This is a genomic window from Pararhodobacter marinus (assembly GCF_003122215.1).
In the GTDB taxonomy this organism is placed as follows: domain Bacteria; phylum Pseudomonadota; class Alphaproteobacteria; order Rhodobacterales; family Rhodobacteraceae; genus Pararhodobacter; species Pararhodobacter marinus.
The window spans coordinates 132,948-147,654 of sequence record NZ_QEYD01000002.1; the positions used below are offsets into that span (position 1 = coordinate 132,948).

The 14,707-nt window shown below is 69.2% G+C and carries 14 protein-coding genes and 1 tRNA gene; all 15 read right to left on the reverse strand.

Annotated elements, in window-relative coordinates; all coding sequences use genetic code 11:
• Window positions 1-13: 13 nt before the first annotated feature.
• The 15 genes from C4N9_RS03275 to C4N9_RS21635 all read right to left on the reverse strand — a co-directional run bounded on the left by C4N9_RS03275 (window position 14) and on the right by C4N9_RS21635 (window position 14,414).
• On the reverse strand, window positions 14-1,705 hold the full coding sequence (locus C4N9_RS03275) for a carbamoyltransferase family protein (RefSeq protein ID WP_109531870.1): 1,692 nt from the start codon (window positions 1,703-1,705) through the stop codon (window positions 14-16).
• Window positions 1,705-1,956, reverse strand: a complete 252-nt coding sequence (locus C4N9_RS03280; protein WP_109531871.1) for an acyl carrier protein — start codon at window positions 1,954-1,956, stop codon at window positions 1,705-1,707. The genes C4N9_RS03275 and C4N9_RS03280 overlap by 1 nt, the downstream gene beginning before the upstream one ends.
• 13 nt (window positions 1,957-1,969) lie before the next feature.
• Entirely contained in the window at window positions 1,970-4,135 is a 2,166-nt protein-coding gene (locus C4N9_RS03285; RefSeq protein WP_109531872.1) for a cytochrome P450, read from the reverse strand.
• Window positions 4,132-5,781, reverse strand: coding sequence for an AMP-binding protein (locus C4N9_RS03290; protein WP_109531873.1), 1,650 nt, complete (start codon window positions 5,779-5,781; stop codon window positions 4,132-4,134). Before C4N9_RS03290 ends, C4N9_RS03285 begins: the two co-directional genes overlap by 4 nt.
• A 41-nt stretch (window positions 5,782-5,822) precedes the next feature.
• Window positions 5,823-7,370 (reverse strand): B12-binding domain-containing radical SAM protein, encoded by a 1,548-nt coding sequence (locus C4N9_RS03295; RefSeq protein ID WP_109531874.1) that lies wholly within the window; start codon window positions 7,368-7,370, stop codon window positions 5,823-5,825.
• A gap of 263 nt (window positions 7,371-7,633) precedes the next feature.
• A tRNA-Ser gene (locus C4N9_RS03300) sits at window positions 7,634-7,723 on the reverse strand.
• Window positions 7,724-7,853: 130 nt separating this feature from the next.
• Window positions 7,854-8,288, reverse strand: coding sequence for a cupin domain-containing protein (locus C4N9_RS03305; RefSeq protein WP_109531875.1), 435 nt, complete (start codon window positions 8,286-8,288; stop codon window positions 7,854-7,856).
• Window positions 8,289-8,329: 41 nt separating this feature from the next.
• On the reverse strand, window positions 8,330-9,121 hold the full coding sequence (locus tag C4N9_RS03310; RefSeq protein ID WP_109531876.1) for an ATP-binding cassette domain-containing protein: 792 nt from the start codon (window positions 9,119-9,121) through the stop codon (window positions 8,330-8,332).
• On the reverse strand, window positions 9,118-10,062 hold the full coding sequence (locus C4N9_RS03315) for an iron chelate uptake ABC transporter family permease subunit (protein ID WP_109531877.1): 945 nt from the start codon (window positions 10,060-10,062) through the stop codon (window positions 9,118-9,120). Before C4N9_RS03315 ends, C4N9_RS03310 begins: the two co-directional genes overlap by 4 nt.
• Window positions 10,055-10,999, reverse strand: coding sequence for an iron chelate uptake ABC transporter family permease subunit (locus tag C4N9_RS03320; protein ID WP_109531878.1), 945 nt, complete (start codon window positions 10,997-10,999; stop codon window positions 10,055-10,057). Before C4N9_RS03320 ends, C4N9_RS03315 begins: the two co-directional genes overlap by 8 nt.
• Before the next feature lie 4 nt (window positions 11,000-11,003).
• Complete coding sequence (locus C4N9_RS03325) at window positions 11,004-11,915, reverse strand: siderophore ABC transporter substrate-binding protein (RefSeq protein WP_109531879.1); 912 nt, start codon at window positions 11,913-11,915, stop codon at window positions 11,004-11,006.
• A 128-nt stretch (window positions 11,916-12,043) separates the two neighbouring features.
• Window positions 12,044-12,385, reverse strand: a complete 342-nt coding sequence (locus tag C4N9_RS03330; protein WP_146195111.1) for a DUF4440 domain-containing protein — start codon at window positions 12,383-12,385, stop codon at window positions 12,044-12,046.
• Window positions 12,386-12,845: 460 nt separating this feature from the next.
• Window positions 12,846-13,478 carry a glutathione S-transferase family protein gene (locus C4N9_RS03335; RefSeq protein ID WP_109531881.1) on the reverse strand — a complete coding sequence of 211 codons (633 nt, stop codon included), beginning with the start codon at window positions 13,476-13,478 and terminating at the stop codon, window positions 12,846-12,848.
• On the reverse strand, window positions 13,475-14,134 hold the full coding sequence (locus C4N9_RS03340; protein ID WP_109531882.1) for a Rieske (2Fe-2S) protein: 660 nt from the start codon (window positions 14,132-14,134) through the stop codon (window positions 13,475-13,477). Before C4N9_RS03340 ends, C4N9_RS03335 begins: the two co-directional genes overlap by 4 nt.
• A gap of 4 nt (window positions 14,135-14,138) precedes the next feature.
• Window positions 14,139-14,414 carry a hypothetical protein gene (locus C4N9_RS21635; RefSeq protein WP_146195112.1) on the reverse strand — a complete coding sequence of 92 codons (276 nt, stop codon included), beginning with the start codon at window positions 14,412-14,414 and terminating at the stop codon, window positions 14,139-14,141.
• Window positions 14,415-14,707: the final 293 nt, after the last annotated feature.

Genomic DNA, 14,707 nt, shown 5'->3' on the forward strand with positions numbered 1-14,707 from the left:
CGGGGGGGCAGGCTCATGTGGCTGAGGGGTTTTTCTCGATCAGGGTGTCTTCGATCAGCACGGCGTCGAGACCCGTGGTCATGAAGACCGCCAGCGCGTCCTCGACGGAATGCACGATCGGCTTGCCCATCACGTTGAAGCTGGTGTTCAGGATCACCGGAACGCCCGTATGCTCGCCGAAGCGGCGCACGAGCCGGTGCATCCACGGCATGTCCCCGGCGGTGACGCTTTGCAACCGCCCGGTGCCGTCCTCGTGCACCACGGCGGGGACTTCGGCGCAGCGCTCGGGCCGCCAGCGCAGGGTCAGAGACATGTAAGGCGCGGGTTGCGGCGCGTCGAACCAGTCGGGCAGGTCCTCGGCGCAGATCACCGGCGCGAAGGGGCGATAGGGTTCGCGGCCCTTCACCGCCGCGTTGATGCGGTCCTTCATCCCCGCCGGGCGCGGATCGGCGAGGATCGAGCGGTTGCCCAGCGCGCGCGGTCCGAATTCCGCCCGCCCGCGCATGACGCCGACGATCTTGCCCTCGGCCAGACAGGCGGCCAGGCGCCCGGCGCTGTCGTCACCCAGATCGGTCACGCGCGCGGTGCGACGGACCGCGTCCAGGAACCGGCCCCCCCGCCCATCGACCGGCGTCCCCAGATAGGGCGAGCCGTCGCCCAGCGGGACCCGCGTTGTGCCGGCGGTTTCCATGTAGCTCAGCAAGGCCGCACCGATGGCGTTGCCGTCATCCGCCGGCGCGGGCGGGACATGAAGCCGCTCGAACCCCGCGCGCCCGGCGATGGTGCCGTTATACGACGAATTGAGCGCGCAGCCCCCCGACAGGATCAGCGAATCCGCGCCATTCCCGGCGCAATCGGCAAGGATCCGGTCGACCAGCAGCGCATAGGCCGCCTGTCCGCTTGCCGCCAGGTCGGCGGCCTCCATGATCGGCGCCGAGGGCGCGCGTGCGGCCTTACGCAACCGCGCGGTCATTTTCGTGATCGTGGCATGGTCGGCCAGACGCAGGCGCCCGTTATCGACCTCGACCATCGCGGCAAGCGCATCGCGCAGATCGGGGCGCACGGTGCCGAAAGCGGCAAGCCCCATGACCTTCCATTCCTCGCCCAGGCGCCAGTCGAAGCCGCAAAGCTGCGTCAGCGCGCTGTAGAGCGCACCCAGGCTGCCCGGCCCCCACGACCGCCAGCGCCGTTTCAGGCTGCGTCCGCGCAGATCGAACAGCGAGACCGCGCCGACTTCGCCCTCGCCATCGATGACGAGACAGGCGGCATCCTCGACCGGGGCAAAGGCGCAGGCCGCGACCGCGTGGCACAGATGGTGGTCGAAATGGCGCCGCTCTGGCATCTCGGCCACCACGCCCAGCCGCATCAGCGAGGCCCCGGCCATCCGGTGCATGTCGGCCTGCAACTCGCGCACCCAGGTCACATCGGGCGCCTCGAGCAACTCGTCGGACAGCTGCACTGGCAGATCGGCCTTGGCCCGGCTCCAGCTCGTGGCGACGCGCAGCCGGTCGCCGGCGGGGTCGAAGCCCGCCACTTTCAGCGCGCTGGCGAGATGGTTGAAATGGTCGGGCACGATACCCCAGGCGCGCTTGTCCTGTACGAAACGCTCGGTCGCTTCGGCAAACAGGATCTCGCCGGTTTCGGAAACCAGCGCCAGCGCGGGGTCATGGCCCGATGTCGAAAGGCCCAGGTGAAACAGCGCCATCAGGCCGCCAGGCGCCCGAGCACCGATTGCGCGAAATCGCCGACGGTCTCGTGTTCGAAAATTTCGGACGGGTCGATCTCGACCTCGAAACGGTCCTCGATCTCGCCGCACAGAAGCACCGCGTCGATCGACTGCATGCCCAGATCCGACAGCTTGGCGTCGGGCGTCACGCGCTCGGCCGGGGCCCGGCTGCGTTGAACGACCTGCGCGCGCAGGAACTGGAACAGCTCGGTTTCAATAAGGGCGGTCATCGTCTGGGGTCCTTCAGGAGGTTAACGCGCAGGGCAGGGCACTCAGCGCCACGGTCTGCGACATCGGGTGATAGCGTTGGGCCTGTCCCACCGGGGCCAGTCCGGGGAAACGGGTGAACAGGGCGGGGATGGCTTTGCGGATGATCTCGCGCGAGAGGCGGGCGCCGACGCAGCGGTGCAACCCCTTCCCGAACGAGACATGGCCCGCCCCGGCCGGGCAGGCGCGGTTGAGCCCATGCACGACCAGCCGCGCGGTATCGCCTGCCTTCAGGTCGAGATCGCCAAGGCGCAGATCCGCGCGCACCTGCCGGTAGATGTATTTCGGACCGCTGCCGCGCGCGATCAGCGCTTCCAGATGGGCGTCCATCCAGGCCGGATCGCTTGCCTGCCGCCGCTCCTCGGCCGGTCGCGAGAGCAGCCACAGCGCGATATTGGCCAGCGTGTGCGACAGGTTGAAACTGGCGCCGTAAAGCACAAGCACCACGGCGCGCAGGTCGTCTGGCGTGAAACCCTCGGGCGGATCGGCCAGAAGAGAGGTGAGCAGCGGGCGTGGCCCGTCACCGGGGACGGGGTCGCGCATCAGGCTCAGCGCGTCGGCGAAACAGCCCTGAACGCGGGTGAGATCGCGCAGCGACAGCCACGGCTCCAGCACCTCCTGCAGGCCCGGTGCCAGGGCCTCGAACCGTTCGGGATCCTCGATGTGGATCCCCAGAACCGCCCTGACCGCCTCGGGCCGCAGCGGGTCCGAGAACCCGGTGACCAGATCGGGCTTTGCCGCCTGCGCCAGCGCGTCGAGGGCGCGCGCGATCGCGGCGTCGATCCGCGGCATCCAGCGTGCCAGCATCGCCGCGTCGAAATCCCGCGCAAGCGCGGCGCGCAGCGCGGTGTGGCGCGGGCCTTCCATGAAGAACATGGCATTGCGCGCGATCCGGATGGCGGTGCCGAAATCGCGGCCGCTCTTGTCAGCCAGAAGCGCGAGATGGCGTTCCATCGGCGGCGGCGCAAAGACCGCGTCGTCGCGCAGGATCCGCTTGGCCGAGGGCATGTCGCGGATGTCGCACAGCCGGGCCGAGCGGCGCTGCGAGACCTGCCTCGGCGTACAGGGCAGGGCGGTCGGCGCCTGCATCATCGGCGTCAGCACGAACCGGCAGCGTTCGGGCTCCAGCGTCAGGTCGGGGAAACGGCGGGCCAGGACGGGGATCGCGGTTTCGAAGACCTGCTCGCTCAGAAAGGCGCCGGGGCATTTGTGCGGGCCGCTGCCGAAGGTCATATGCGCCGCCGGATTGCCACTGCGCGCGCGCAGGCAGCTATTGGCGTCGACGATATCCACCACGGCGGTCTGACCGGCCGCATAGGGGCAGCCGCCGGCGGTGGCGGGTTCGCTCGCCACCCGCACCAGCGTGCGCGTCGACTGGTAGAGCCCCAGCAACCGCTGCGGCGCGGTCCCGGCCCAGCCGGGCGCGGCGGCGGCGGCCCAGTCCTCGGCCGGGCCGGTCAGCAGGCCGTGCAGCGCGAAGGACAGCGATTGCGTGGCCGAGTTCGATCCCGCCAGAATGCCCAGCACGAAATATTCGGGCTCAAGCCAGGCGGGCAGGTCGGCCTGCCGCATCCGCAGATAGGCCAGCAGGCTTTGCGGCCCTTCCTCGTTGCCGTCGGCGTCGCTGCCGGGCGGCGGGCAGGTCGGCAGAAGCTGGCGGACCGCGGAATCGAGCGCGCGCAGAGCGGGAACCGACAGATAGGGCTCTGTCAGGCGTTGCACGGTTTCGACGGCGTCGAAATGCGCAGCATCCTGCGGCAGGTCCAGCCCCAGGATCGCCGGCATGGTGCGCAGAAACAGCGGCGCGCTGAAATCGCGGACGAGGTCCGGCTTGGGGGCGGTCGCGAGCGTCTCCGCCGCCGCGTGGCTGGCCTGTTCCACCGCGTCGCGCCACGGCGCAAGCCCCGCGCGGCTGAAGAACGGCGCGATCACGCGGCGGGTCCTGAGATGGTCGTCGCCCGTCATCGCCACCAGCGTGTTGCGCGACAGCCGGTGCAGGGCGCTCAGGTCGAGCCCCGAGGCGCGCGCGACGGCCTCGTGATAGGTGTCGAGCCGGGGCAGGTCCAGCACGCGCAGCACCTCGGCCGCGCTTTGCGGATCGCGCACGAAACCGGCCGGATCGGACCAGACATGGCGGCTCATCGCTGCGGCTCCAGCGCGACGGAACGCGGCGCCGACAGGAAATCCTGCGCGACCTGACGGCGGCGGATCTTGCCGCTGCTGGTGCGCGCCAGCGTTCCGCGCGGCAGGATCCGGATCTCGGCCAGCGCAACCCCGCAATGCCCGAGGACGCTGGCGCGGATCTTCCGGGCCAGCGCGTCGGGATCAGCGGGGGCGGGCGCCCCGGCGCGGATCTCGATCAGCAGATGCGCGGTGCCGCTCGCGGATTGCGCGGCAGCAAACGCCGCGGCGCCCATGGGGTTCAGATCGGGATGCGCCTGCGCGGCGATCCATTCGATCTCGGCCGCGGCGATGTTGCGGCCGTTGACGATGACGATGTCCTTGATCCGCCCGGTGATGAACAGCCGGTCGTCGGCGACATATCCCAGATCCCCGGTGCGCAGCCAATGCCGGCCATCGCGATCCGCGGCAAAGGCGTCGGGATCGTCTTCGCCCAGATAGCCGTCGATGACCGAGGCGCCCGAAAGCCAGATCTCGCCCGTGATGCCCTCGGGCCGGGGCCGACCGCTGGCGGGATCGGCGATGCGCAGGCCCGCGCGGGTCGTGTCGCTCAGAAGACAGCCTTCGACCAGCGCCGCGCCGATGGCGGGGGCAGCGGCGCCCGGCGCTCCGGCTTCGCCCGCCGCGAAGAGCGTGCATTCCGCCATGCCGTAGCAGCCGAACACCGCCCCGGGCGCCAGTCCCTGCGGCGCAAAGCGCGCGCGGAACCGGTCCAGCAGCCCCGCCGGGATCGGTTCGGCGCCGCAAAAGGCGCGCTGCCAGCTGCTCAGATCGAGGCCCTGTGCCGCGTCCGGCTCGATCCGGTTGAGACATTCGAGAAAGGCGAACGAGGGCCCGCCGCTGATCGTGCCGCGCCACTCTGACACCGCCTCGAGCCACGAAAGCGGGCGACGGATCATGTCGAAGGGGCTCATCTGCACGGAATGCGAGCCCGAGAGAAGCGGGTACAGGATGCAGCCCATCAGCCCCATGTCGTGGTAATGCGGCAGCCAGTTCACCATGACCGTGTTGCGGTCCATGCCCCATAGTTGCTGGATCAGCGCGCAATTGGCGCGGATCTGGTCGGCGGTGACGGGAACCGCCTTGGGAAACCGCGTCGAGCCCGAAGTGTGCTGGATCACCGGAAAGGCGCTGACCGGGCGCGGGGGCCGTGACAGCGCGGCGGTATCGGGCTCGGGCGCGTCGAGTGCCAGGACCGGGCACGGCAGGGCGCCGTCGCCGTCGGACAGCTGCGCCACCACCGCATCCCGGTTGCGCGTCGTGCATAAGACCGCGCTGGCGCCACAGGTGCGGGCCATGCGCGCCAGCCGCGCGGGCGGGTCCCCGGCGCGGGGAGGGGCCACCGGCACCATCGTGCCGCCGCCCAGAAGCGTGGTCAGCAGGGCAATCAGGAAATCCTCGCCCGCCGGAAGGGCGGTCAGCACGATCTGCGGTCCGGGGCCAAGGCAGCGGTCCCACATCGCCTGCATCGCCTCTGACCGGACGCGCAGCTCGGCGCCCGTCAGGCTGACCGATTGCCCGCGCCGTCCCAGCACCGTGATCATCGGCGCGTCCCCGCGACCGGCGAGGGCATCGATCAGATCGGGACGCAGCGTCGTATCGTTCATCGTCTTCGGTTCCTCAGGCGGCGGTTCTTGCGGGGTCGGTATCAGGCAATGGCCGAGGCAAGCGCCGGCGGCGCGGCGCGTCCCGGCTGCCCCACGAATCCGGATTGCGTGCTGTAGGTGTTGAGATAGCCGGCGAGGATCGTGGACAGGTCGCGCGCGATTTCCGGGCGCTGGTGGGACAGGTCGTTGACGGCGTCGATCACCCGCCGCGCACCGGGATCGCGCGCGCTTTGGCGCAACAGCTTCAGCACGCCCGCAGCCCCCTTGCCGGGCGCCAGCGTTTCATGCGCGCGGACAAGATGATCGGGGGCGGGGCGCAGAAGCCGGGCCAGATGCTCGAAGCGCGCGATGGCGTTGTCGGGCGCATACAGCGCCTCGACCAGCCACCGGGCCCCGTCGGCCAGTTCTTCGCGGCTCATCTTCGCGGGCCGGAAATTGGTCAGAAGACCGCCGCCCGGGAAGACGCTGAGATCATCGTCGTAAAGCCGGCCCTCGGCCTGCATCTGCGCGTGAAGCGGCGTGCCGATCGGCGCCACCAGCACGGTGGGGCGCAGATTGACCACCGGCAGCGACATGCCGAAATCGAACTGACGCTCGAAACAGGTGGCATCGTCGCTGTCGAATCCCACCATCATGCCCAAGGTAACCACCAACCCGCCCGAGACGATGCGGCTGACGGTTTCCACCAGATCCTGACGCAGGTTCTGACGCTTCTGGGATTCCTTCAGCGCCTCTTCGCTGCTGGTCTCGATGCCGATGAAGACTTCGCGCAGCCCGGCCTGGCGGCACATCTCGATCAGATCGGCGTCGCGCGACAGGTCGATCGAGCATTGCGTGGCAAATTCGACCGGCGCGCGGCCCTCGCGGCCGTTCCACGCGGCCAGACCGTCCAGCATGGCGCGCGACTTGCGGCGGTTGACGGTGAAATTGTCGTCCGACAGATTGATCGAGCGATAGCCAAGGTCGTAAAGCTGCTGCGCTTCGGCCACGACCTTGTCCACGGGCTTGTGACGCTGGACCCGGCCCAGATACTGGATCACGTCGCAGAAATTGCATTCGAACGGGCAGCCGCGGCTGGTCTGGATGACGCCCGTCAGGGCCCGGTCGTTGCGATAGAGATCCCAGCGCGGCATCGGGGCCGCGGCCAGATCGGCCTGCCCGCAGCGATAGCGGGCCTTGAGCGTTCCTGCCTTCAGGTCGGCGCGGAACTGTTCGGCGACCGTCTCGAACTCGCCGATCACCAGGCAATCCGCCGCGTCGGCAAAGGTCTCGGGCGAAAGCGATACATGCGGCCCGCCGACGACGATGGTGCGGCCCATCTCCCGGAACCGGCGGGCAATGTCGAGACCGCGCGCGGCTTGCCCCACATTCATGCTGATCGCCACGACATCGCAATCGACGTCGAAATCGACCTCTTCGATCATCTCGTCGCACAGGCGCAGATCGACATCGTCGCCCAGAAGCGCGGCGACGGTGGTGATGCCGGCCGAGGCCATGAGCGCATAGGACTCGCCGATATTCAGCATCCGCGAGGACGCATTGGCGTTGTGGCCAAAGTCCGGAAGGGGGGCGATGAGGTAAAGTTTCATGCGGATCCGAGTATCGGCCACGACTCGCTAACGGAATGGAAACGGGGACCCAACCGACACGGCCGGGGAAGACCGGCGCGTGTCGCTACTCAGACGTGTGAAAACATGCCGCCATACACGCAGATCGGCGGCGGAAGTTCAAGTCACGACGCTCAGAAACTGATAAATATTTAAGGAGTTATCGAAACAGTACAGGAGTAACGACAAGGCGTGGACCAGCACGGAAACAACAGGCTATCCGGAAATCAGAACCCCAAAAAGGGTGGCGGAGAGACAGGGATTCGAACCCTGGGTGGGCTCTCACCCACAACGGTTTTCGAGACCGCCCCGTTCGACCGCTCCGGCACCTCTCCGCGCTTCGGTGGTCAACGTGGGGGCGATGTAGCGAATGCGGCGTGCGGGTGCAAGAGGGTTGGGCGCGAAAAATGTGCCCCGGTTCCGGGGCCGGCAAACCGGCGCTGTCCGTGTGCCGCCGCTCCGGGTTCAGCCCCCGCGCGGGATGTCGAACCCGGGCGGCGCCAGGGTGAATCCGCTGAACTCGAAGCCCGGCGAAACGGCGCAGGAGACGAGCGTGAATGCGCCCTCGCTGCGCGCCGATTGCCAATGATCGGCGGGCACGACCAGTTGCGGCGCCTGCCCGGCCTGAAGGTCCGCCCCCAGCAACCGCTCCGAGGCAGGGCCGGTCTCGTCCCGGCTGATCGACAGGCGCAGCGGTGCGCCCGAATGATAAAGCCAGATTTCGGTCGAATCGACGCGGTGCCAATGCGAAACCTCGCCGGCTTTCAGCAGGAACAGGATCATCGTGCCCGCCGGCCGTTCGCCTTGCGGCGCATCGGCCCGCCACGTCTCGCGGTAATGCCCGCCTTCGGGATGCGGCTGCAGGTCAAGGGCGGCGATCAGGGCATCGGCATCGGTCATGGCCGCAGCATGGCCCGGCCCACGGCGCCGCACAAGCCGTGTCAGGCGGGCAGGATGACCGACGTATCGCCGGCGCGCTCCAGCCGCAGCGGCGTGTCGTAGAGCTCGGACAGCAGATCGGCGGTGATGGTCGTGTCGCGCGGCCCGTGGCTGAGCACCCTGCCGTCCTTGAGACACACGAACCAGTCGGCATAGCGCCACGCGCTCTGCAGATCGTGCAGGACCAGCAGCACGCTGCGGGTTTCCTCGACGGTGGCGGGCTCGACGGGTCTCCGTCCGGGCGGGGGCGCAAGATCACGCAGCCGGTCCATGATGTCGCGGGTATATTTCGGGTCCAGCGCCGAAAGCGGCTCGTCCAGCAGCATCCAGGGCGTCGTCTGGGCATAGGCCATGGCGACAAAGGCGCGCTGTTTCTGACCGCCCGACAGCGTTTCGACATCGCGCGCGGCCATGGCGCCCAGGTCGAAGCGCTCGATCGCCTGCGCAACGATCGCGTGATCCTCGGGCCCCGGCCGGCCTCTGTGATGCGGCCACCGCCCGAAACCCACAAGATCGCGCACGCTGAGACGCGGCATCGCGCCGGGGCTCTGGGTCAGCAGCGCCAGAAGCCGGGCGCGGTCGCGCGCGGCGATACGGTGAATATCGCGGCCAAGAACGCGCACCTGACCGGACGCGGGCGTCAGCAATCCGGCCAGGCAATGCAGAAGCGTCGATTTTCCCGCCCCGTTGGGGCCGATGATCGCGGTGATGCCGCCGCGCGGGATCTGCAGGCTGATATCGTCCAGGATCGCGAGGCCGTCGCGCGTGAGGGTCAGGTGGTCGATCTCGATCATGGGGCGGGCCTTCTGAGGACGAGCGCAAGAAACAACAGCCCGCCCAGGAACTCGACCACCATGCCCAACGCCGATTGCAGCCCGAGAATGCGCTCGAACACGGTCTGCCCCAGAACGAGGATCGTCGCGCCGATCACGGCAGCGGCGGGGATCAGCAGGGCGTGGCGGCTGTCGGGCAGGGCCGCTCGGGCAAGGCTGGCGGCCAGGAGCCCCAGGAAGGTCACGGGCCCGACCAGCGCGGTGGACACCGCGACCAGTGCAGCGACGAGCCCCAGCCCGGTCAGAACCAGCCTGTCGTGATCGAGCCCCAGCGAGCGCGCTTTGGTCCGTCCCAATAGCGCCACGTCGAGGCGTGGCGAGAGGCGCCATGCCGCCAGCAGCGCCACGCTCAGCGCCAGCGCCGCGATGCCCAGGTGATCGCGCGGCACAGCATTGAAGCTGGCGATGCTGGCCTGTTGCAGGACGGCAAATTCCGACGGGTCGAGCAGTCGTTGCGCGAACCCGGCCAGCCCGCGCAACAGGACGCCCAGGATCACGCCGGTCAGAACCATGCGGATGATGTCATCGGCCCCTTTGCGGAAGACCAGCCCGAACAACGCCATCGCGGCGGCGATCAGGCAGCCGGCCTCGAGTGCAAAGCGCGGCATCGTGGGCAGGGCGGCGAAGCCCGCCGCGCCCAGCGACGCTAAGAGGGCCGTTTGCAGAAACACGAACAACGCGTCGAAGCCGACGATGCCGGGCGTAAGCAGGCGATTGGCGACAAGGGTCTGGAAAATCACCGTGGCCGCCCCGCTGGCCGCGCCGACCAGAACCAGGGCGGCCAGCGTTCCTGCCCTGAGCGACAGGATGAATCCCATGGGCGCGCGCAGGTTCCATAAAAGGAACAGGGCCACCGCCAGCCCCAGCCCGCCCGCCAGCCAGATCAACCGCCGCTCAGCCATGGGCGCGCGCCTTCCTATTGCCCAGAAGTCCCAGGAAGATCGCGGCACCGGCGATGGCGAAGATCGTCGCGGCGGGGATTTCATAGGGCCAGCGCACCAGCCGTCCGATCACGTCCGAGGCCAGCACGAAGCCGCCGCCCGCCACCGCGACCAGCCCCAGATTGTCGCGCAGATTGTCGCCCCGGAACCGGGAGACGATATTGGGTACGACCAGCCCGACGAAGGGCATCGACCCGACCGTCACCACGACGACCGCCACCGCCATGGCGACGATGGCAAGCCCCGCCAACACCGTCTGGCGGTAATTCAGGCCCAGCGACCGCGCCTGATCCTCGCCCAGGCCGAGGATCGTCAGCCGGTCGGCGAACAGCCACAGCAAGCCCGCCAGCGCGGCGATCAGCCACAACAGCTCGTATCGGCCCCGCAGCACGCCCGAGAAATCGCCGGTCTGCCAGATCCCCACGAATTGCACGAGATCGGTGGTCCACGCGATGAACAGAGCCGCCGCGCCCAGAATACCGCCATAGATCAAACCGACGATCGGCAAGAGCATCGGATCGTGGCGCGGCACGCGGGTGCTGAGGGCGAAGAAACCGGCCGTGCCCAGAAGGGCGGCCAGGGCGGCCACCGACATCTTCGTCAGGAGCGCCGCGCCGGGCGCGATCAGCGTCACGCCCAGAAGCCCGATCATCGCCGCTTCGGGCGTGCCGGTCAGGCCCGGCTCGACCAGCCGGTTGCGCATGGTCTGCTGGATCACCACGCCCGCCAGCGCCAGACCGGCGCCGGCGAGCAGCGCCGCCATCGTGCGCGGCAGGCGGCTGACCGCCAGCACCATCGAGCGGTCGAGCGGGCTGTCGAAAAGGTTGGTGGCGCCGGTCAGCAGGCTGGCCATGGCCAGAACGGCCAGCGCGATCAGGGCGGGGATCAGGCGGCGCATGGGATCAGTCTTGCGCGGCGGCGAAGGCCCCGGCGATCTGGTCCACGATGCGCGACATCGCCTGAAGGCCGCCCCCGGCAAGGTAGAGCGCGGCGCTGTCGAGATAGACGATCTGTCCGCGCTGCCCCGCCGTCGTGCCGCCCACCAGCGGGTTGTCCAGCGTCACTGCCGCTGCCTCGCCCTCTTGCCCGATGGCGGCGGCGCGGTCGATCACCAGAAGCCAGTCGGGATTCACCTCGGCGATATACTCGAACGAGACGGCTTCGCCGTGATTCTCGGCGGTGATCCCGGGCGCGGCTTCGGGCAGGTTCAGCGCGCCGTGCAGCCAGCCGAACCGGCTGTCGCCGCCATAGGCGGACACGGTGCCGCCATTCGTCAGCACGATCAGCGCATCGCCATGGCCGTCGACCATCTCGCGCGCCGTTGCAAGCCGGGCGTCGAACTCCGAAAGCAGGCTTTCCGCGCGCGCCTGCAGGCCGAAGATCTGTCCGTAGGCGCGCAGCCGCTCGCGGCTCTGGCCCATCACGTCGCCGCTGATCGTCATGTCGAGCGTGGGCGCAATGCGGCTCAGCGCCGGGACTTGCGGCTGCGAGCGCCCGCCCGCGACGATCAGGTCGGGCCCCAGCACGGCGAGGCTTTCGAAATCGGGTTCGAACAGCGTGCCCATGGTGGGAACGCCCGCGAAGGCTGGCGCCAGATAGGCGGGCGGGCGGATCGCCGGGACGCCGTCCAGCGCCACACCCAGCGCCTGCAGCGAATCGATGGCCGCAAGGTCGAACGCGACCACGCTTCGCGGCGCGAGCGGGGCGCGGGCCGGGCCGGCATAGGTGGGGATCGTGATCTCCTGGGCAAGGGCCGGAGACCAGGCAGCGACCGGCCACAGGGCCAGCGCCAGCAACGAGAGCAAGGATTTCATCGCGACATCCGTCTGGTGGTACGACCGGGCGCCTGGCTCTGTATTGCTGAGTGTTTCGGTCAGATTGCGGCCTGGGGTCTACCCGGCTTTGCCAGCCTGCGCAATCGGGGAAAGCGGGGAGGGCGCCCTCAACCCTGCGGGCATTGCTGATGGGCGACGAGCTTCCACGATCCCGCCTGCCGGGCATAGGTCGACGAGCAGAGCGCGACATAGGGGCGGTCCTTGCCGCGATGGCCGGTGGCGCGGTAGGCCAGCACCATCGTGTCGCCGACGCGGGTTTCCTTGCGGTCGTGGAACTCGACCTCGTCCCAGCGCGGGGCGTCCTTCAGGCTTTCGAGGATCGCCTCGCCCGACAGGATGCCGGTGGGCGGCGGGAACACCATCAGCGCCTCGCTGGCCATATTGGTCACGTAGCTTGTCGTCCCGTCCAGCCAGAAGCGCGTCTCCGCATCCCAGAACGATGGCGTCATGTCGGTCTCCAACCCGGTTAGCTCTGGGGGGCGCGCCACGGCGCGGCACGCTCAGGCCCCGAAAATCACCCCGCACACTGGCCCGGTCCCGGGGGAAGTCTCAAGCCCCCGGGGCCGGCCGCCGCCATGCCCGAAGGGATTGCGGGCGCGGCCGACGGGGCGATCCGGGCCGGAAAACGCAGTGCTGCTTGGCCCGAACGGCCCTGCGCGGATTGCCGCCGATACCGGTCGGATGACTCCCGGGTGCCAGATCCGGGCGCGGCCGGGGCACGAAATCCGGGGGTGGTCGCCCTGAGCCGGCGTCCTGCGTTGGCGGCGAAAGTGTTGCTGCGGCATCGTCGGGGGCGCCCGGCGGTGAGGGTGAGCGGGGGTTTCACACCCCCGCACCCCCGTGGAGTATTTGAGGCAAAGTGAAAGGGCGCGGGGGGGGGGAGTGGTCCGGGGAGGAGGCCTGCGAGCATTACCTTTCGTCCGGGATCCCGGGCATGGTCGAGAAACCCGGCGTCGCGCGGACCCGGCGCGCCCACAGCCGCAGCGCGGGGAAGGCGTCGTGGTCGAGGCCGAAATCGCGCGACAGCGCGAAGGGCGCGAACAGCATGAGATCGGCCAGCGTGACCTCGGGGCCGGCCACGAAGCCGAGCCCGTCGAAGCCTTGCAGCGTCAGGTGGTCGTCGAGCAGACGGAACGCGCGCTTGGCCCGGTCCTTGAGCGCCGCGAGGTCGCCGGGCGCGTCCAGCATCGCCGTCGCCCGCGCCTCCGCCGCGACCCCCATCTCGCGCGCGGCGAAAGTCATCCAGTCGAGCATCCGCGCGCCGGTGATCGCGTCTTGCGGCAGGAGCGGGTGATCGGGGCAGCGCGTTTCCGCGAGATGCAGGATGATCGCCAGCGGCTGCGTCAGGACCAGCGCATCCTCGACCAGCACCGGCAGACGGCCCTGAGGGCTGAGCGCCCGCATCTTGGGGCTCAGATGCTTGTGGCCCGGATAAAGGTCGACCTGGCGCAGGTCGAGCGCGATGCCCAGGCAGCCGGCGATCATCCGCACCGTGTAGCAGTCGATGTCGAGATCGTAATTGTAGAGAACCGCGCCGCTCATGCCGCGACCCCGGTGTCGGTTCCGCTTTCAACACTGTCGCGCAGGCGCGTTGCCGCCCGCGCGATCCCGGCGCGGGCTTCGGCGCCGGGATTCCCGGCGGCGGTGACATGCAGCGCGCATTGCGCCTCGCCGATTTCCTGCAGACCGATCCGCAGCGTGCCCCAGCGGGTGTCGAGCGTCACCACCGGTCCCCGGGCGGTCATGCCTCCGGCGTCGAAAGCCGAGGGCAGCGCCGCCAGCGCGGTATTGAGCGGCACATCGACATAAAGGCTGCGCACGCCGGTCGCCTCGGGCAGCACGGGCGCATCGCCCGGCGCGCCGAGGCCGGCCCAGATCATGCCCCCGGCCTCGGCCGCGCCATAGGTCTTCACGCAGATGCTTCGCGGCACGTCCAGATCGGGATGCGCGGGGATTTTCCGGCACTGGCCGTCCGGTCCGTATTGCCAGCCGTGGTAGAGGCAGGCGATGTGGTCGCCGCGCACGACACCGAAGCTCATCTTCATGCCGCGATGCGGGCAGCGGTCTTCCCAGGCATGCGCCTCGCCCGCCTGATCGCGCCAGACCACGATCTCGGTTCCCTTCACGATCGCGCCCGCCGGGATGCCGGGCGGAATCGACCCGGACAAGGCGAGCGGGAACCAGCCGTTGATGGTCATCCTGTCATCCTTCCTGGCTGCGCCGCGTCGTCGGGGGCAGGCCATCGTCATGGTGATGCCTGATCGCGCGGATCAGGCTGTCTGCGGGTCCAAGGCTGAGCGCCATCTCGAAGGCGGCGGTCAGCTCGGTCGGGCCGCTCACGGCGACCAGAAACCGGTCGGGCGCCGATTCGAGTATCTCCAGGCCCAGATCCAGCCGCTGCGCCCGGTGCCGGGCGAAGGCGTCCATGCTGGCCGGCGTGAGCGTGCCGGTGAATTCCAGAAGGACAGGTTCCGTCATGCGGACTCCGATGGCTTTGGGCCGGGCGGGTTTGCTGCAGTGCGGAAACAGTAAGCGGCGGGAAGCTCTGCCCGTCAAGAGTTGCGTTGGCCGCCGCGTTCGGCGTCGCGCCCCGGCGCCCCGCACGGTTGCGCGGCCGCCGGGACGATGGGCGATCCCTTCAAGGTTGATCAAATCGTCATCAAAAGCGTACAGCTTGTCGCCGACGGGGCCTGCGCGCGCATCGACATCGGCGCGGCGCTGGCCGAACATCGCGCGTCGGGGCGTCGGGACCGCGACGCAAAGCCCAAGGC

What these genes read in the sequence shown, in the direction of transcription:
- C4N9_RS03315 (WP_109531877.1), bottom strand. Translation starts at nt 10,062, where the DNA reads ATGGCTGAGCGGCGGTTGATCTGGCTGGCGGGCGGGCTGGGGCTGGCG.
- C4N9_RS03280 (WP_109531871.1), bottom strand. Translation starts at nt 1,956, where the DNA reads ATGACCGCCCTTATTGAAACCGAGCTGTTCCAGTTCCTGCGCGCGCAG.
- C4N9_RS03290 (WP_109531873.1), bottom strand. Translation starts at nt 5,781, where the DNA reads ATGAACGATACGACGCTGCGTCCCGATCTGATCGATGCCCTCGCCGGT.
- C4N9_RS03335 (WP_109531881.1), bottom strand. Translation starts at nt 13,478, where the DNA reads ATGAGCGGCGCGGTTCTCTACAATTACGATCTCGACATCGACTGCTAC.
- C4N9_RS03330 (WP_146195111.1), bottom strand. Translation starts at nt 12,385, where the DNA reads ATGACGCCATCGTTCTGGGATGCGGAGACGCGCTTCTGGCTGGACGGG.
- C4N9_RS03285 (WP_109531872.1), bottom strand. Translation starts at nt 4,135, where the DNA reads ATGAGCCGCCATGTCTGGTCCGATCCGGCCGGTTTCGTGCGCGATCCG.
- C4N9_RS03275 (WP_109531870.1), bottom strand. Translation starts at nt 1,705, where the DNA reads ATGGCGCTGTTTCACCTGGGCCTTTCGACATCGGGCCATGACCCCGCG.
- C4N9_RS03325 (WP_109531879.1), bottom strand. Translation starts at nt 11,915, where the DNA reads ATGAAATCCTTGCTCTCGTTGCTGGCGCTGGCCCTGTGGCCGGTCGCT.
- C4N9_RS03340 (WP_109531882.1), bottom strand. Translation starts at nt 14,134, where the DNA reads ATGACCATCAACGGCTGGTTCCCGCTCGCCTTGTCCGGGTCGATTCCG.
- C4N9_RS03310 (WP_109531876.1), bottom strand. Translation starts at nt 9,121, where the DNA reads ATGATCGAGATCGACCACCTGACCCTCACGCGCGACGGCCTCGCGATC.
- C4N9_RS03305 (WP_109531875.1), bottom strand. Translation starts at nt 8,288, where the DNA reads ATGACCGATGCCGATGCCCTGATCGCCGCCCTTGACCTGCAGCCGCAT.
- C4N9_RS03295 (WP_109531874.1), bottom strand. Translation starts at nt 7,370, where the DNA reads ATGAAACTTTACCTCATCGCCCCCCTTCCGGACTTTGGCCACAACGCC.
- C4N9_RS21635 (WP_146195112.1), bottom strand. Translation starts at nt 14,414, where the DNA reads ATGACGGAACCTGTCCTTCTGGAATTCACCGGCACGCTCACGCCGGCC.
- C4N9_RS03320 (WP_109531878.1), bottom strand. Translation starts at nt 10,999, where the DNA reads ATGCGCCGCCTGATCCCCGCCCTGATCGCGCTGGCCGTTCTGGCCATG.